Source organism: Mesorhizobium kamtschaticum (genome assembly GCF_056174585.1).
Genome location: NZ_CM149691.1, coordinates 679,222 through 695,579, shown reverse-complemented (window position 1 = coordinate 695,579; position 16,358 = coordinate 679,222). Strand labels below are relative to the sequence as shown.

Here is a 16,358-nt window from a genome sequence, read left to right as displayed (position 1 = left end):
GAACGTCCGGGTCACTGGACGAAAGTTTCCTTGTACCACTGCTTCCATTCCTTCTCGTGGGCGGAGGCTGCGGCATCGTCGAGATGCGTATAGGTGATGTTGGTTTCGCGACCGGGCTTGGCATTGATGCCTTTGATGATCGGAATGTAGAAGAAGTCGGTGTCGTCGCCATTCAGCATGACGGCCTGGCCTTCGGCGCTGGTGACGAAATCGATGAACTTCCGCACCGCGTCCATATGCTGGGTCTTGGCGCTGATGCCGAGCCCCTGCGGCAGGGATACCGAACCTTCGCTCGGGTAGACAGCGACGACGGGCTCGCCCGCCGCAATCTTGGAAAAGATCGAACTGTCCTGATTGATGCCGATCGAGGCGTCTCCGGTAAGGATGGCCTTGTCCACCTTGCCGCCGCTCGACAGGCCGGCGAACGTTTTGTTGGTCAGGGTTTTGGTCAGCAGGGCCTTGCCGGCGTCGACGCCATTGGTCTGGAAGAAGCCGGCCAGCCACTGATAGGCCGGGCCGGAGAGATTGGGATCCTTGGCCGCGACGCTGCCGGCAAACGACTGAAGATCGGCCCAGGACTTGGGCATCTTGTCGGCGGGCACCTTCTTGGTGTTGACCTCTATGGCCGTCGTGCTGGTGCCGGTCGGCAGGAAGGCGTGGCTCTGCGGGATCAGCGACTTGCCGAGATCCGTGAAGGCCACCTTGTCGTAGGCGGCGGCGGGAATGGCCTGCAGCACGTGGTCGGCGGCCATGCGCTCCATCACGGCGGAGCCATCGACCCATACGATGTCGAATTGCGGATTGTTGCCTTCAGCAGCGATCTTGCCCAGCGTTTCGCCGGTGCTGCCGGGCTCGACGACGTCTACGGTAAGCCCGGTCTTGGCCTGGAAGGCCTTTGCCACAGGACCGGCGAAATCGAGCGCGTCGTAAAGCACCAGGTCGGACGCCGAAGCGGGCATCGCCAGGGCGAGCGTGCTCAAGCCAATTGCGAAGCATAATGTCGTGCGGGTTTTCATGTTTTCTCCGGTAGTTTGCCACGGGCAAAGTAATGCCCATTATACCATGCTCATATATTTTGAATGTTTTATGTCATTTTGGGGAACTGTTGGATTTATTCTTGCGAACACCTCGTTTGATCCATGCCTTGTCAATTGAGCCGCGCAGCGTGCTCAACCGTTCAAGGGCATCAAAGGCGGTTTCGCTGTCCCGTTTCGCCAGCCCGATGATCATTGCCTCGATGAGCACGATCGTGCCGCCATGCATGGCCAGGTGATCGGCCTTGCCGCGCGGGATCGGCAGCGTTTCCGCCACCTTGCCAGACACCAGCGGAGCCAGATTGTCGCTGATCAGCACGACCGGGACGTCGAGCCGCATGGCCTGTTCGAGGACGATCTCGACCTCGCGATAGAGCGGCGCATAGGCCATCATCAGCACGGCATCGCCCTTGCCGAGCCACAGCAAGCGGTCGGCGAGCGCAATTCCCGATACCGACAGCGCGCTGGTCGGCAGCCCGATCCGGTTGAACTGCAGGCTGGCATAGTCGGCCATGGCGCCCGAGGGGCCGATGCCGAAGACATGGCGGCGATTGGCCCGCGCCAGGATGTCGACACTGCGCTCGAATGCTGCCGCCATCTCCGGACACTTGAGCACATCGAGCACGCTCTCATGGAGGTCGATCACGTGCCGCAACGCGCCAGCACCATCGTCGCCGGTCTCCTGCAAGGTGCGCGCCAGCCGCTTGCCGGGGGACGGCGTGCCGGTCAGGTCCGACAGCAGCATCTGGCGAAGCGCCGAGAGGCTTTCAAAACCGAGCGAACGCGCTGTCCGGACCACGGTCGCGTCGCTGGTGCCGGCCAGTTGGGCGATCTCGGCCGCCGAGCCCAGGAGAACGGCCTGCTTCTGGTCGACGAAGAATCGCGCCATGCGCTGTTCGGCGGGCGGCAGGCTTTCGAGCGTGGCTTGAACCCGCGCATCGACCGTGATCTTACGGTCTTCCGAAGCATCATCCGTCATGGCGGTCGGTCCGTTTGCGTGTCTGTAGTGATTACAACAGAGCTCACCATCCGAAATGTCTGTTACAAGGATGTGACAGCGGGGTCAGGTGCAGGCGAACATGTTGCTTGGCCGCAGGCGAGCGGCGGCGAACCGCCGGGAGCGGCGGCGGCCGCGACATCGTCATGCGTCGAAATTGAAGCTGCAGGCTCTAGATCAGGCCCGACATGTCGGAGAAGGCCATCGCCTTGCGCAGAATCTCGGCGAAGCGCTCGCCGGCCACCTCACGCGGACCGCTATTGTCGATCGAGGTCACGCCAGCGCCGGTCAGCGTCACATTGGCGCTGCGCGCCAGGCGTGCCAGCACTTCGCCGCGCGACTCGCGGCCGCGCATCGCCAGCCGCTCGGCCAGCACGTCGGGCGAAGCGGTGATCTCGACAATGGCCAGATTGGCATAGCGCTCGCGCAGCATCGGAATGATGGCGCGCGACACATTGGCGACGGCAACATGGCCGTTGGCGACCGACCAGTCGACATCGGCCGGCAGACCATAGCGCAGGCCATGCGCCTCCCACGAAATGGCGAAGGCGCCGTCGGCCTCGGCCTCGACAAAGGCGGCGTCGGCCAGCGTGTCGTGATCCTCGCTTGCCGCATCACTCGGCCGGGTGATGACGCGGCGGATGAACTCCAGCCGGCTCTCGTCGGCAAAGAGCGCGCGGGCATAGCCGATCACCGTGTCCTTGCCGGCACCGCTTGGGCCGACGACGGCGACAAAGACACCATGGCGGATCGGAAACGCTTCAGCGGACAATTCACGCTCGATCAAGGCTGACACCATCATGCAACCCGGCGCCCCTGCCGCCAGACGGTGCGCACCACCGGAACATGGTCGTCGACGCGCACGCGCACCAGATCCGCCCTGCGGCCCTGCTCGATGATGCCGCGATCTTTGAGGCCAACCGCATCGGCCGGGTTCTTCGACACCATGGCGACCGCTTGCGGCAGCGAAATGCCTTCGACCATATCACCGAGGAAGAAGGCGGACTGGATCAGGCTGAAGGGAATATAGTCTGAAGACAGGATGTCGAGCAGGCCGTCGCTGGCCAGCGTGCGTGCCGAGACATTGCCCGAATGCGAGGCGCCGCGCATGACGTTGGGCGCGCCCATCAGCACGCCCAAGCCCGCGGCTTTCGAAGCGCGCGCCGCTTCTTCGGTGGTCGGAAACTCGGCGACCCGCACGCCTTGCTCGATCGCCTCGTCGACGTGGCCTGATGTGGCGTCGTCATGGCTGGCGAGCACGATACCGCGCTCATGGCAGGCGGCGGCGATCACCGCCCGGTTCGGCGCTGAATTGCGCGCCGATTCACCCATCCGCTTCTCGCAGAACAGCTTGAAGTCACGGTCGGTCAATTTCAGCTTGCGCTGGTAGTAGTAGGCATAGGTTTCGAGATTGACGAACTGGCGTTGGCCCGGCGCATGGTCCATCAGCGAGGCCAGTTTGACCCGGTCGTCCTCATCGAAATTGGCGAAGGCCTGCAGGCAGTCCGGCGCCGAAACCTCGCAGCGCAGATGCAGGAAATGGTCGGCTCGCAACCGGTCCTGTGCGACGCTGTCCTCGATCGCGTCGGCCAGCTTGCGGATATCGTCCGATGTCAGGTCGGCGTCCTCGTCCATGCCGACGCGCAAGGCGTCGAGCACGGTGGTGATACCGGCGGTCGCCACCTGCGCGTCATGGGCAAGCACGGCGGCGATCGGGTTCCAGCGTACCTTCGGCCGTGGTGCGTAGTGGCCCTCGAGATGGTCGGTGTGCAGTTCGACCAGCCCGGGAATGACATAGTCGCCGCCCATATCCTCGCCGGTCCGGCCAGAACCTGCATCGATGCCGGCGATAAAGCCGTCACGCAGCACCAGTGAACCCTTGACGATTTCGTCGGCAAGCACGATGCGGGCGTTGGAAAGAACGGTCTCGGCGGTCATTTCAGGCAGTCCTTGGTTATTCCTGGTCGGAGCTATTCCGGCTGGAGTTATTCAGGCGATTTTTCTGGCCGGGCGACGTCCCAGCGCGTGCTGGGAAAGCACCATGAACGGCGCACCGGGTTCGGGTTCGACAAACAGCGTCAGCGCGTCGACCAGCACCGGTTGCCGCAGCACCTCCGCGAACAGGCTGTCGATTGCTGCGCGCAGACGAGGGCTTTCCTGTGGCCCGGCCCGGCCGGACAGCGTCATGTGGAAACGAAAAGTCTCGAAGACATAGGGGTAGCCCCACTGGCAGAGATTGCGGAACTCGGCCGGCTTCAGCGAATCCGGGCTGCGCAGTTCGATCTCGGCCTCGGTCAGCGGCGCGCGAAACCGGTCGAAATCGCGCACCACATCGTCGGCGAAACGGTTGAGCGAAGGCAGCGGCCCCTCCGGCACCAGCGCGAAGAAGCTGTCGATCTGGCTGACGACGAGACGCGGGATCGTCACCACCGGGGTCGCTTCGGCAAAATGGTCGAGCCCCGCGCGCAGCGAGGTCTCGGTCTCGTTGGCAGCCAGGCGGAAGGGGGCTTTCAGCGTCGCATGAAAACCATAGCGGCGTGCCGAAGCGGTGTGGAAGGCCACTTCCGCCGCCGCCAGATCGGCCACGGCCTCAACCGGCCTGGTCGCGGCGCCGAACGGATCGCGGCCCAGCCAATTGGCGGCGATCCGCGCCAGCGGTTCGTCCTGCCGGGGGGTGAAGTAGATGGCATAACGCATGGGAAGTCCTCGTTAAAGCGCGCCGCGATGCGCGCTTTAAGTCTTCATTTGGTGCATGTCGTCGCCCCAAAACCGCTGCACACTTTTGGGCGACATGCATTAGCCCCGCTGCCATAGGTGATTTCCATGACGGATTGACGAAGCTTTGAAGGGTTTTCGAAGGCAAATCGACCCGAGAAGTCCTTAGCCGACGATTTTTCCCAGCTGGACCAATAAGTTCGGCCGGAATCTCGAACCGGTCAGGCCTTCATCAACCATTCGTGCTCGGGTGCATTGTGGAATTTCCACGTCCGCTTCGGCCCGGCCATGACGTTGAGATAATAGAGGTCGTAGCCATGGCAGGCAGCGCAGGGGTGATAACCCCTGGGCACCAGCACCACATCGCCATCCTCGATCGCCATCGCTTCGTCGAGCGCGCGATGGCCATCCTTGTCGGCGTCGGTATAGACGCGCTGGAAGGCAAAGCCCTGCGGCGGGTTGAGGCGATGGTAATAGGTTTCCTCGAGATAGGACTCGGCTGGCAGATTGTCCTGGTCGTGCTTGTGCGGCGGATAGCTCGACGTGTGGCCGCCGGGCGTGATGACCTCGACCACCAGCAAGGAATCCGCAGGCTTGCCTTCCGGCAGGATGTTGGTGACATAGCGCGTGTTGGTGCCCTTGCCGCGCACCTCCTGGCCAAGATCGTCGGGTCTGATCACACGGACCGGCAGTCCGCCGCTTAAGCCCGGTGCCGAGCAGACCGCGAGTTCGAGCTCGGTATCGGCCGTCACCGACCAGTCCGATCCCTGGGGAACATAGACCGACCACGGCTTGCCTTCGAAGGGCGACATGCGCTCGCCGAGCAGGCCGAGATCCTTGCCGCCGGCTTTCGCGGTGCCCTTGCCGGTGACGAACACCATGCAGATTTCGCGATCGTCCGTCTTGCCTGAGGCGCTCTCGCCGGGTTGCAGCCGATGCAGGTCGAAACCGACATAGGTCCAGCCGGCGCTTTTCGGCGTCACATGGGCAACGCGGCCATGGCCCTTGTCGGCCTTCACCAGCAGCTTCGACATTTTTTTCTCCCTACACTTCGATTTTCAGGCCTGCTTGCGGCCAAGGTTCAGGCTCGATGAACAAACTTCGGAGATTGGCCGAAGCCCTCTCAACTTCGTCATCCTAGGGCGAAGCAGGAGCGAAGCTCCGTCGCGGAGACCCTAGGATCCATTCCGTGACCTCGGCCGAAGGGCGAAGCGGAGCGGAGTTCTGCACCGTCACACCAGCTTCAAACTCACGGCATGGATCCTAGGGTCTGCGCTGCGTCGCTGTGCTCCTTGCTCCGCCCTAGGATGACGAAGCGAGAAGCGTTCCGGCCAATCGCCGACGTATGCGATTTGCCGGGTATCAAGTGTCCTATCCACAGGTGTTTCCGCGCCATCGACCGTTTCATTCCTTGGGCTCGGCCGGAGGCTTAGCCTCCTCGGCCGGCTTGTAGAGATAAAAAAACTGCCAGACGGCATAACCGGCAAAGCCGAGCGCGATGACGCCCCAGAACGGCGTGCCGGTGGCGAATTCGATGATCGACCAGATGACGCAGACCGCGACAACGGCGACACGCCGCCATAGCGGGCGGAAGAAGGGGTGCTCGTAATCTTTCATCGCGCCAATCTACAGCAACCTGCTTCGCCGTGAACCCATCGCGTCAGGCATTCGGAAACCCTCCGGGTTTCCACCGTGTAGCCGGCAGCCGTCATCACCCGCATCAACTCCTTGTGGCCGACCTGCGCCATCTTGAGCGGCGGGTTCTTCTTCGGATCCTGCTCGGCCTCGACCACGAACCAGCCTTCATAGCCATGGTCGGCAAAGCGCTGCACGATGGCGCCGAAATCCAGCGAGCCGTCGCCTGGCACGGTGAAGGCGCCGAGCGCCACGGCATCGAGGAAGGACTGCTTGGTGCGGTCGAGCCCGTCAATCACGCCCATGCGCACATCCTTCACATGGACATGGCTGATGCGCTTGTGGTGGTTGTCGATGGCGCGCAGCACGTCGCCGCCGGCAAAGGCCAGGTGTCCGGCGTCGAGCAGCAGCGGAATGCCTTCGCCGGAATGGCGCATGAAGGCATCGAGCTCCGGCTCGGTCTCGACCACCGCCGCCATGTGATGGTGATAGGACAGCGGCATGCCTTGTTCGGCGCACCATTCGCCGAACTCGGTCAGGCGCCTTGCATAGGCTTTCATCTCATCGCTAGAAAGTTTCGGCTTGGTGGCGAGCGGCTTGGAGCGATCACCCTGGATCGAGCGGCCGACCTCGCCATAGACGATGCAAGGCGCATTGACCGCCTTGAACAGGTCGATCATCGGCTGGATGCGATCCTTGTTCTTGCTCATCTCCCCATCGACCAGCGTGCCCGAAAACCAGCCGCCACACAGCGTCACGTCGGCCGCCTTGAGGATCGGCAGCATGACAGCGGGATCGTTGGGAAAGCGCCGGCCCATTTCCATGCCGGTGAAACCAGCCGAACGCGACTGGCGCAGACATTCCTCCAGCGACACGTCATCGCTGAGTTCGGCAAGATCATCGTTCCACCACGCAATGGGGGACATGCCCAGTTTGGCTTTCAAGTCGTCACTCCAGATTAGAACAGTTCATTGTTTGGCCGCCGGCGCCGCCCCTCATCCGCCTGCCGGCACCTTCTCCCCGTATAGGGACAGGGAGAAGGGAGCTAGCATCAATCGCCGATGGTCTGCATCTGCCGCTTCTCGTCATAGGATTTGCGCGCCGCGTTGACCTGGGGCCGTGCTGACACTTCCGGCACCGCCACATCCCACCAATGGCCACCGGCGTCGGTGGAGACCAGGGGATCGGTGTCGATGACCAGCACGGTGGTGCGGTCGTTTGTCTTGGCCTTCTGCAGTGCGTTTTCCAGCCCGGCGATCGACGGCACTTTCTCGGCGATCGCGCCCATGCTTGCCGCATGGGCGGCAAAGTCGATATCGGGCAGGATCTCGTGGCGCGAGTCCTTCAGGAGATTGTTGAAGTTTGCGCCGCCGGTCGCCATCTGCAGCCGGTTGATGCAGCCATAGCCACGGTTGTCGAGCAGCACGATGGTCAGCTTCAGGCCGAGCATGACCGAAGTGGCGATCTCGGAATTCAGCATCAGATAGGAGCCGTCGCCGATCATGACGACGACCTCTTCGCCGGGTTTCGCCATCTTGGTGCCGAGCCCGCCGGCAATCTCGTAGCCCATGGTCGAGAAGCCGTATTCAGCGTGGTAGGAGCCCGGCGCACCGGCCTGCCACAATTTGTGCAATTCGCCGGGCAGTCCGCCGGCGGCGTGCAGCAGCGTCACACCGGAGCCCATGGCGCGCTGCACGGCGCCGATCACCTGCGCATCGGAGGGGAAGGCGGCATTGGTCGAGGCCGTCACCTTGGCCGCGTCAGCCTGCCAGGCCTTCTTGCCGGTGGCCGCATTGTCGGTCCAGGCGGCAGGCGCCTTCCAGCCCTTCAGCGCGGCACCGAGCTCGGCCAGTCCCTCGGCCGCGTCGGCGACCAGGGGCAGTGCCCGGTGCTTGCCGGCATCGAAAGGCTGCACGTTCAAGCCGATGATGGTCTTGCCGGAATTCTTGAACAGCGCCCACGAGCCGGTGGTGAAATCCTGCAGCCGCGTGCCGATGGCGAGCACGACATCGGCCTCTTCCGCCAGCCGGTTGGCGGCCGAGGTGCCGGTGACGCCGACCGCCGCCATGTTGAGCGGGTGATCGTCCGGCAGCGAGGATTTGCCGCCTTGCGTCTCGCAGACTGGAATGCCGGCGCTCTCGACGAACTTCGCCAGCTCATCGGAGGCCTGCGAATAGAGAACGCCGCCGCCGGCGATCACCAGCGGCTTCTTCGCACCCTTGAGCGCCACGACTGCCGCCGCAAGCTCGTGGCGGTCCGAGCGCGGCCGGCGCTGGTGCCAGACACGTTCGGCGAAGAAGCTCTCGGGATAGTCATAGGCCTCGGCCTGCACGTCCTGGCAAAGCGACAGCGTCACCGGGCCGCAATCGGCCGGATCGGTCAGCACCTGCATCGCACGGCTGAGCGCCGGGATGATCTGCTCGGGCCGGGTGATGCGGTCGAAATAGCGTGACACCGGACGGAAGCAGTCATTGACCGTCGCCGTGCCGTCGGAAAAATCCTCGGCCTGCTGCAGCACCGGGTCGGGGATGCGGTTGGCGAAGACGTCGCCGGGCAAAAACAGCACAGGCAGCCGGTTGACATGCGCAAGTGCTGCCGCCGTCACCATGTTGAGCGCCCCGGGGCCGATCGACGAGGTCGCCGCCATGAAGCGGCGGCGGAAATTGGCCTTGGCATAAGCGATCGCCGCATGCGCCATCGCCTGTTCATTGTGGGCGCGGAAAGTCGGCAGTTCGTCGCGCACCTGGTAGAGTGCCTCACCGACGCCGGCGACATTGCCATGGCCGAAGATCGCCCAGACTCCGCCGAAGATCGGCACTGCCTTGCCGTCGATCTCGGTCATCTGGCGGGACAGGAAGCGGGTCAGCGCCTGCGCCATCGTCAGGCGGATTGTCTTGCTCATGGTGGTTTCCTCCGCAGTCCTCTGCCGCGCCTTTATGCTGCTTTACGGCCGCGCGCGGCAAGCCACGCTTCGGTCAACTGTTCGAAGCGCGAGGCCATGTCGGCGACAGCCTCGTCATCCGACATCCTTCCGGCCAGCCACTCTTCGGCCGCGTGGACGAAGATGGTGCGGCCGACGGCAAAACCCTTGACGATCGGTGCCTTGGCGGTGGCGGCGAAGGCGGCCTCCAGCTCGTCCTGCGGCGCTTCCAGGCCAAGCAGCACGATGCCCCGGCACCAGGGATCGTGCTTCAGGATCACTGCCTCAATCTTGGCCCAGGCGCCGCTCGACGCCTGCGGCTCGAGCTTCCACCAGTCGGGCTTGATGCCGAGCGCATAGAGTTCCTCCAGCGCCCGCGGAATGGTCGTGTCGTCGAGCTTGCCGTGCTTGCCGGCGATGATCTCGATGAGCAGTTCCCGGCCGACTTTGCGCGCGGCCTCGAACAGCGCGCGCAGCTTCTGCTGCTGTTCTTCCTTGAGCGCCGCCGGATCGTCGGGGTGGTAGAAGCACAGGCATTTGATGCAGTGATCGACAGGCCATTCGGTGAGCTGCGAGCCGATATCCTGCGAGAATTCGAAGCGCAGTGGCCGCGAGCCCGGCAGTTCGACCGGCCGTCCAAGCCAGGCGAAGGGATGCCTGGCGAATTCGAACATCGCCTCGCGGCCATGTTTCTCGTCGATCAGCATGCCATAGCCGTCGCGGCCGGCGGCGACCCTTGCCGCCGCCTTGACCGCCAGCACCTTGAAATCGCGGATGCGCGCCGGATCGGCACCGGTCTTCGCGGCCACGTCCTCGAGCTGGATGCGATGATCGCAGGCGAGCGCCATCATCGAGGGAATGTCGCGCCGACGCGTCGTCGCCCAATGGATATGATTGATCGCGTCGTCCTTGCGCAAGGCGAGATGCTTGCTGCCGTTCTTGAGGAAGAACTGCAGCTCCTCGAAGGTCGGATACTCCGGCGCGCATAGCAGCCGCGACACCGCGAAGGCGCCGCAGGCATTGGCCCAGGTCGCCGCCGTCGCATGGGCTTCGCCGCCCAGCCAGCCGCGCAGGAAGCCGGACATGAAGGCGTCGCCGGCGCCCAACACATTGTAGATCTCGATAGGGAAACCTTTGCCGACGACGCCGTCCTCGAGATCGTCGCTGATCGGTCCGTCATAGACGATGCAGCCCATGGCGCCGCGCTTCAAGACGATGGTGGCCGCGGACAGCGAACGGATCGTCTTCAGCGCGCTCAGGCAGTCGTCGGCGCCCGACGCGATCATGATCTCTTCCTCGGTGCCGACGATGAGATCGCAATCAGGCAGCACGGTCTTCAACTGGGATGAGACCCGGTCCGATTTGACATAGCGCTCGAAGCCCTCGGCATGGCCGGCGAGACCCCACAGATTAGGCCGATAGTCGATGTCGAAAACAACCTTGCCGCCCTTGGCTTTCATGATGCGGATCGCCTTGCGTTGGGCGGCATCGCTGTTGGGTCTGGAAAAATGCGTTCCGGTGACGACGATCGAGCGCGCCGAGGTGATGAACGCCTCGTCGATGTCCTCCGGCGCCAGCGCCATGTCGGCGCAGTCGCTGCGATAGAAGATCATCGGCGAAACGCCTTCGCTCTCGACCGAGAGCAGCACCAGCGCAGTCAGCCGTTCCTTGTCGGTCTTCAATCCGTCGGTGTTGACGCCTTCGCGCTTCAACTGCTCGCGGATGAAGCGGCCCATCTGCTCGTCGCCGACGCGCGTGAGCAGCGCCGAGCGCAGGCCGAGCCTCGCCGTGCCGACCGAAATGTTGGCCGGGCAGCCGCCGACCGACTTGGCGAAAGACGTGATGTCCTCCAGCCGCGAGCCGATCTGCTGGCCATAAAGGTCGACGGAGGCGCGACCGATAGTGATGACGTCGAGCGGCGCCTGTTTCGCGTCCACGGCTTCGCTCATTGGAACCTCCCGTCAGTCTTGTTGTCAGGAACAACATTGTTTGGGTAACACGCGCGAGCGGCAGCGTGGTGCCGGCAATATGAAATAATAATTCCAATCCATAGTCAATATGGAATGAGCATTCCCCGGTCTAAAATTGGCTTTTGGAGTGCAGGCTCAGGCTTTGCGCTTGCGGGTCGCGTCGCGTCGCTTTTCGCCGACGCCGACCGTCAGCGCCATGGCCAGCGCCATCGTGGCCGACAACGAACGGAAGCCGGCGAAGTCAGCCTCTGCAACCTCGAACCAGACTTTGGCGAACTGGGCAAGCGGCGAAAACGAGCTGTCGGTGATGGCAACGATCGGCACACCCTGTTCCGAAATGGTGCGTGCTTCCTCGATGGTCGCCGGCGCATAGGGTGAGAAGCTGATGGCAATGACGGCATCCGCCGGCGTGGCGAAGCTGACCATCTCGGCATTCAGCCCGGCGGCCGATTCGATCAGCTGGTTGCGGATCTTCAGCTTGCCCAGCGCATAGGCGATGTAGGACGCCACCGGGTAGGAGCGTCGCTTGGCTAAGACATAGATGGTCTGCGCCTTTGCCAGCAGCGAAATCGCGTCTTCCAGATGGGCATCGTCCAGCGTGCGCGAAATGTCGTTGAGCGAGGTGCTGGCGGCGGCGACGAATCCGTCGAAGATGGCACGATGACCGGCGCCGCCCTCGGCCTTGACGCGCAACGCCTGCAACCGTTCGTCATAGGACGAGTTGCGCTCGCGCAGCCGCTCGCGAAACACCTGCTGCAGGCTGGTGAAGCCGTCGAAGCCGAGCTGCTGGGCAAAGCGGATCAGGGTGGAAGGTTGCACGCCGGCCGAGGCGGCGATGCTGGCGGCGGTGCCGAAGGCGATGTCGTCGGGATTGTCGAGCGCATAGGCGGCGATCTGGGCAATGCGCTTGGGCAGGCTTTCGCGCCGATCGAGGATCGTGGCGCGCAGCGTCTCGAAGTCGCGAGGTACCCGTTCGTCCATCGTCGGCCCGTCCAAGCTCATCGGTGAAAGCGTCCTCTCTGCCTCATCATAGCGAGCCTGCGCAAGAACGCCATTAAAAATGAGGCAGACATTCCATTCCAGGACAAAATGGATTAATTCATCCACTCAGAATTCCAGGCAATGGAGAAAACGGAAGATGGTCGGCGTAGGTCTTATCGGCACGGGCTTCATGGGCAAATGCCACGCCATCGCGTGGAGCGCCGTCGGCGCCGTCTTTCCCGATGTCGCCAAGCCTCGGCTCGTCCATCTCGGCGAGGTCAACGAGGAATTGGCCCAGCGCAAGGCGGGTGAGTTCGGCTTCGCCAAGGCCTCCGGCGACTGGCGCGCCGTCGTCAACGACCCGGAGGTCGATATCGTCTCGCTGACCACGCCAAACCAGTTCCATCCGGAAATGGCCATCGCGATTCTCGAGGCCGGCAAGCATCTGTGGTGCGAAAAGCCGATGGCGCCGAGCTTTGCCGAAGCCGAGGCGATGGCCGCGGCGGCCAAAAAGTCCGGCAAGATCGCAGCACTTGGCTACAATTACATCCAGAGCCCGGCCATCCGTCACATTGGCGCGCTGCTCGACGAGAAGGTCATCGGCGAGGTCAACCATCTGCGCATCGAGATGGACGAGGATTTCATGGCCGATCCCGAGGCGCTGTTCTTCTGGAAGCACGAGGCCGCTTCCGGCTATGGTGCGCTCGACGATTTCGCCGTGCATCCGCTGTCGCTGGTCTCGGCGCTGTTCGGCCGCGTCGCCAGCGTCATCTGCGACATGGCCAAGCCCTATGCCGACCGCAAGGTGGCGAGCGGCGGACGCCGCGCGGTCGAGACCTATGATATCGCCAGCGTCTTGATGCATCTGGAAAACGGCATTGCCGGCACGCTGCTGGTCAACCGTTCGGCCTGGGGTCGCAAGGGCCGCATCGCCATCCAGATTTTCGGCTCGAAAGGGTCGATCCTGTTCGACCAGGAGCGGATGAACGAATTGCAGCTCTATCTCACATCCGATCGCCCGGCCGAACAGGGCTACCGCACCATCCTGATGGCGCCGCATCACCGGCCCTACGATGCCTTCCTGCCGGCGCCCGGCCACAATCTCGGCTTCAACGACCTCAAGATCATCGAGTGCCACGAACTGCTGGCGCGGCTTGCCGGCAGACCGGCGCGGCTCATCGAGTTCGCCGAGGGGCTGGAGATAGAGCGCACCGTGCACGCAATGGCGCGCTCCTTCGAGGACAAGCGCTGGGTGGATGTGCGGTAGCCGATCAAACCGCAAGGCAGTCATGGTCATCCATGCCCGGCATGTCCCTGAAGGACTGCCGCGGCCAATCGCCTGACACCTGGCGCCGCATCCTCGCTGTGAAGGGCGGAGAAGCCGAGAAGAAGACCGTGGCTGACATCAGGAGCCAGATGCATCGAAGAGATCGGCAGCACGGTGACGCCGGATCGGCGAGCGGCTTGCGCGATTGAGACATCGTTGAAGCCGGAAGGCAATCGGGCGAGGAGATGGACGCCTTGCATGGGCACTTCGATCCCGATTCCCGGCTGATCGATAAACTGTTCGCGCAACAGCGACACCAACATGTCACGCGACGCACGATATGTTTCCCGCAGCCGCCTGAGGTGGCTGGAAAATGCCCCTCGCTCAGGAAGTCGGCGACCACAAGCTGGTGAAATGGGGCGGGGAACCGGTCGAGCAGCACACGCATCGCACGGATGACCGGCACGAGCTCCGCCGGGACCACCAGATAGCCCAGCCGAAGGCCGGGCAGCAGCGCTTTGCTGAACGTGCCGAGATAGATGACCCTGTCGTACTCGTCTACACCTTGCAGCGCGGCCAGCGGGCGATCATCGTAGCGAAACTCGCTGTCATAATCGTCCTCGAGAATCCACGCGCCCTTCGCCGCGGCCCAATCGATCAAGGCCAGGCGGCGCGCCATCGAAAGCACCGTGCCTGTAGGATATTGGTGTGAAGGCGTCACATAGACGGCCCTGACGTTTTCCGTGCTTTCGGCCAGCACACCCACATTGATCCCGTGCGGATCGACCGGGATGGGAATGAGTTTGGCGCCGCCGGCCGTGAAGGCCAGCCGTGCCGGCGGGTAGCCCGGCTCTTCGATCGCAACATTGTCTCCCCGGTCTATCAGGGTGCGAATGGCAAGATCGATCGCCTGCTGCGAGCCGGAGGTGATGAAGACGCGGTCCGGATCGCAGCGTACGCCCCGAGCCGCCGCGAGATAGGTCACCACCTCGCTGCGCAGCCGTTCCTCGCCTTGCGGATCCCGATAGTGATCGCACAGAGCGTCAAGATGACGATGGCCTATGCGCTTGAGAATGGCACGCGTCCTGTCGTCCGGTGCGGCCCGTCCGGTGGCGAAAGGAACCTGGGGCTGCGGATCCAGCAACGCGCTGCCGATGACCGAGCGCGCGGCAGACGAGATGTCGCTTTTTGCGGTTGCACGTGCCGGAGCGGTTCGGCGCGCGCGCTCCGGCCGCCCCGGCACGTCAGCCGAAAACAAAGGTGCCGGACCCGTGCTGGCCGACGACATAGCTCTCGCTCAACAACGTATCATAGGCTTCGACCACGACACCGCGTGATACACCCCAAAGCCCGGCTGCCGCCCGCGTCGAGGGCAAGCGTGCGCCTGCTGGCATCCTGCCGGAGATGATCGCGTCGCGCAGAGCGAAATAGAGCTGCCGCCCGATCGAGGCCTGCGACGCGCGGTCGATGGCGATGTCGACCAGATGTGTGGCGCCTTCATGCCGGCGCGATGCCTTTTCGGCCATGGCGCTCCCTCCCAAGTGGTCCCCGAAGTCAGTTTCAAGAGGACCTGTAAGTCGATCGGAATTTGATAGATCGATATACCACATTGTCCGAAACATGCAGGACGCTATTTGGAAAGGTGCAGCTCCATGCGCACATTGCACGCCTATTTGCTCTTTATCGCCACCTTGCTCACATCGATGGGCTATGGCGCCACGTTCCTTCTCACCGAGCATTTTCGAGCACTAGGCGGCAGCGAGATCGAAACCGGCACGACGCTTGGAGGCGCCATGCTGGGCACGCTTGTCGGCGTTCCCCTCGTCGGCTGGTTTGCCTGGCGCCTCGGCGCGGGCCGCATGGCTGGGCTTGGCGCGGTGCTGGTTGCCTGCGGCTATCTCGGCCTGGCGGCGTTATCGACGCTGACGCCGTTGATCGGCGTCGCCGGCTTCTTCATCGGTCTTGGCTGGGGCATTTTCTTCCTGGCCGCGCCGATGGCGCTTTCGATGCGCGTGGCCGATCAGAATCGCGGCTTCTGGTTTACGCGCTATGGTGCGTTCCAGATGGGCGGAATTGGGCTGAGCCCGATCGTGGCGAGCGCGCTGATCAATGAGATCGGACTCACGACCGGGCAGGCATTTGGCGCCGTCACCTTGGTCTGCCTGCTGGCCGCATTGCTTTTGGCCGTGTTTGAAGCCATCGCGGTACGGCCGGTCGCGGCGGCGATCAAGGCAGCGGGCAACGCCTGGGTGCGGGCTCTGCCGGCCTTGCTGCGTACACGCGCAATGTACCCCATACTGATGGTCGGGCTTGGCGCCTGTGTGTTCAGCGGGCTGCTGACCTTTCAGACGTCGCTGGTCCGCGGCACCGGACTTCAGGCCAGCACATTCTTTGCCGTCTATGCAATCACTGTTGTCGCGTCCCGGTTCTTGCTTGCGCCGGTCATTGGCCGCGCCAAGGGCGATCATGTTGCTGTCATTCTGCTGGCGATCATGATCACCGGCGTCATTGTCGCCTTCGGCCTCGCCTATGGCGTGGTGGTCCAGATCGCCAGCGCGATCCTGCTGGGTGTTGGTTACGGCCTGGTCTATTCGGTCATCCAGACACAAGCGGTGAACGATGCTCCAGCCGAACACCGCAATGCCGCGCTGACATGGTTCGTCGTCGCCTATTTCCTGGGTATTTTTGGTTTCCCGATGCTCGGCGGTTGGCTGATCGTCCATGTCGGGACCGAGGGGTTCCTGGTCGCCGTTCTTCTGTTCGCGGTGGCCGAAATCGGACTGGCACTGCTGCGCGGCCAGCGTCTTGCCGCCGAAAGCGTCCAGGTGACATGAGACCC

At 63.4% G+C, this 16,358-nt stretch carries 14 protein-coding genes and 1 pseudogene; 2 read left to right on the top strand and 13 right to left on the bottom strand.

Annotation, left to right across the window (positions count from 1 at the left end; translation table 11 throughout):
• Nucleotides 1-11: 11 nt before the first annotated feature.
• From AC0V7N_RS03250 to AC0V7N_RS03200, 11 genes and pseudogenes are all read right to left on the bottom strand, one after another.
• Nucleotides 12-980 carry an ABC transporter substrate-binding protein gene (locus AC0V7N_RS03250; protein WP_475454646.1) on the bottom strand — a complete coding sequence of 323 codons (969 nt, stop codon included), beginning with the start codon at nt 978-980 and terminating at the stop codon, nt 12-14.
• Between the two features lie 109 nt (nt 981-1,089).
• On the bottom strand, nt 1,090-2,013 hold the full coding sequence (locus AC0V7N_RS03245; protein ID WP_475454644.1) for a MurR/RpiR family transcriptional regulator: 924 nt from the start codon (nt 2,011-2,013) through the stop codon (nt 1,090-1,092).
• A 190-nt stretch (nt 2,014-2,203) separates the two neighbouring features.
• On the bottom strand, nt 2,204-2,833 hold the full coding sequence (phnN, locus tag AC0V7N_RS03240; protein WP_475454642.1) for a phosphonate metabolism protein/1,5-bisphosphokinase (PRPP-forming) PhnN: 630 nt from the start codon (nt 2,831-2,833) through the stop codon (nt 2,204-2,206).
• On the bottom strand, nt 2,830-3,969 hold the full coding sequence (locus AC0V7N_RS03235) for an alpha-D-ribose 1-methylphosphonate 5-triphosphate diphosphatase (protein ID WP_475454640.1): 1,140 nt from the start codon (nt 3,967-3,969) through the stop codon (nt 2,830-2,832). The genes phnN and AC0V7N_RS03235 overlap by 4 nt, the downstream gene beginning before the upstream one ends.
• A 51-nt stretch (nt 3,970-4,020) precedes the next feature.
• Nucleotides 4,021-4,728 carry a DUF1045 domain-containing protein gene (locus AC0V7N_RS03230; RefSeq protein ID WP_475454638.1) on the bottom strand — a complete coding sequence of 236 codons (708 nt, stop codon included), beginning with the start codon at nt 4,726-4,728 and terminating at the stop codon, nt 4,021-4,023.
• A gap of 239 nt (nt 4,729-4,967) precedes the next feature.
• Nucleotides 4,968-5,780: a 5-deoxy-glucuronate isomerase gene (gene iolB / locus AC0V7N_RS03225; RefSeq protein WP_475454636.1), complete on the bottom strand. Its 813-nt coding sequence runs from the start codon at nt 5,778-5,780 to the stop codon at nt 4,968-4,970.
• A gap of 370 nt (nt 5,781-6,150) precedes the next feature.
• Nucleotides 6,151-6,363 (bottom strand): DUF3329 domain-containing protein, encoded by a 213-nt coding sequence (locus AC0V7N_RS03220; RefSeq protein ID WP_475454634.1) that lies wholly within the window; start codon nt 6,361-6,363, stop codon nt 6,151-6,153.
• 43 nt (nt 6,364-6,406) lie between these two features.
• A pseudogene (gene iolE, locus AC0V7N_RS03215) lies at nt 6,407-7,325 on the bottom strand (myo-inosose-2 dehydratase).
• Between the two features lie 107 nt (nt 7,326-7,432).
• On the bottom strand, nt 7,433-9,283 hold the full coding sequence (gene iolD, locus AC0V7N_RS03210; protein ID WP_475454631.1) for a 3D-(3,5/4)-trihydroxycyclohexane-1,2-dione acylhydrolase (decyclizing): 1,851 nt from the start codon (nt 9,281-9,283) through the stop codon (nt 7,433-7,435).
• Nucleotides 9,284-9,315: 32 nt separating this feature from the next.
• Nucleotides 9,316-11,250, bottom strand: coding sequence for a bifunctional 5-dehydro-2-deoxygluconokinase/5-dehydro-2-deoxyphosphogluconate aldolase (locus AC0V7N_RS03205; RefSeq protein WP_475454629.1), 1,935 nt, complete (start codon nt 11,248-11,250; stop codon nt 9,316-9,318).
• Nucleotides 11,251-11,406: 156 nt separating this feature from the next.
• Complete coding sequence (locus AC0V7N_RS03200; RefSeq protein WP_475460185.1) at nt 11,407-12,252, bottom strand: MurR/RpiR family transcriptional regulator; 846 nt, start codon at nt 12,250-12,252, stop codon at nt 11,407-11,409.
• Nucleotides 12,253-12,409: 157 nt separating this feature from the next.
• Here AC0V7N_RS03200 and AC0V7N_RS03195 point away from each other — a divergent pair, with 157 nt between their 5' ends.
• Entirely contained in the window at nt 12,410-13,519 is a 1,110-nt protein-coding gene (locus AC0V7N_RS03195; RefSeq protein ID WP_496627702.1) for a Gfo/Idh/MocA family oxidoreductase, read from the top strand.
• Between the two features lie 4 nt (nt 13,520-13,523).
• Here the strand turns inward: AC0V7N_RS03195 and AC0V7N_RS03190 are convergent, their stop codons facing one another.
• Together AC0V7N_RS03190 and AC0V7N_RS03185 are read right to left on the bottom strand one after the other, a co-directional pair.
• The gene (locus AC0V7N_RS03190) at nt 13,524-14,663 is read right to left on the bottom strand and encodes an aminotransferase class I/II-fold pyridoxal phosphate-dependent enzyme (protein WP_496627701.1); all 1,140 of its coding nucleotides are present in this window, start codon (nt 14,661-14,663) and stop codon (nt 13,524-13,526) included.
• Nucleotides 14,664-14,763: 100 nt separating this feature from the next.
• Nucleotides 14,764-15,045, bottom strand: coding sequence for a GntR family transcriptional regulator (locus tag AC0V7N_RS03185; RefSeq protein ID WP_496627700.1), 282 nt, complete (start codon nt 15,043-15,045; stop codon nt 14,764-14,766).
• 126 nt (nt 15,046-15,171) lie between these two features.
• On the opposite strand from AC0V7N_RS03185, the gene AC0V7N_RS03180 reads away from it, so the two are divergent.
• On the top strand, nt 15,172-16,353 hold the full coding sequence (locus AC0V7N_RS03180; RefSeq protein WP_475454625.1) for an MFS transporter: 1,182 nt from the start codon (nt 15,172-15,174) through the stop codon (nt 16,351-16,353).
• The last annotated feature ends 5 nt before the right edge of the window (nt 16,354-16,358 follow it).

What these genes read in the sequence shown, in the direction of transcription:
- AC0V7N_RS03235 (WP_475454640.1), bottom strand. Translation starts at nt 3,969, where the DNA reads ATGACCGCCGAGACCGTTCTTTCCAACGCCCGCATCGTGCTTGCCGAC.
- AC0V7N_RS03200 (WP_475460185.1), bottom strand. Translation starts at nt 12,252, where the DNA reads ATGGACGAACGGGTACCTCGCGACTTCGAGACGCTGCGCGCCACGATC.
- phnN (WP_475454642.1), bottom strand. Translation starts at nt 2,833, where the DNA reads ATGATGGTGTCAGCCTTGATCGAGCGTGAATTGTCCGCTGAAGCGTTT.
- AC0V7N_RS03205 (WP_475454629.1), bottom strand. Translation starts at nt 11,250, where the DNA reads ATGAGCGAAGCCGTGGACGCGAAACAGGCGCCGCTCGACGTCATCACT.
- AC0V7N_RS03180 (WP_475454625.1), top strand. Translation starts at nt 15,172, where the DNA reads ATGCGCACATTGCACGCCTATTTGCTCTTTATCGCCACCTTGCTCACA.
- AC0V7N_RS03220 (WP_475454634.1), bottom strand. Translation starts at nt 6,363, where the DNA reads ATGAAAGATTACGAGCACCCCTTCTTCCGCCCGCTATGGCGGCGTGTC.
- AC0V7N_RS03230 (WP_475454638.1), bottom strand. Translation starts at nt 4,728, where the DNA reads ATGCGTTATGCCATCTACTTCACCCCCCGGCAGGACGAACCGCTGGCG.
- AC0V7N_RS03185 (WP_496627700.1), bottom strand. Translation starts at nt 15,045, where the DNA reads ATGGCCGAAAAGGCATCGCGCCGGCATGAAGGCGCCACACATCTGGTC.
- AC0V7N_RS03245 (WP_475454644.1), bottom strand. Translation starts at nt 2,013, where the DNA reads ATGACGGATGATGCTTCGGAAGACCGTAAGATCACGGTCGATGCGCGG.
- iolD (WP_475454631.1), bottom strand. Translation starts at nt 9,283, where the DNA reads ATGAGCAAGACAATCCGCCTGACGATGGCGCAGGCGCTGACCCGCTTC.
- AC0V7N_RS03195 (WP_496627702.1), top strand. Translation starts at nt 12,410, where the DNA reads ATGGTCGGCGTAGGTCTTATCGGCACGGGCTTCATGGGCAAATGCCAC.
- iolB (WP_475454636.1), bottom strand. Translation starts at nt 5,780, where the DNA reads ATGTCGAAGCTGCTGGTGAAGGCCGACAAGGGCCATGGCCGCGTTGCC.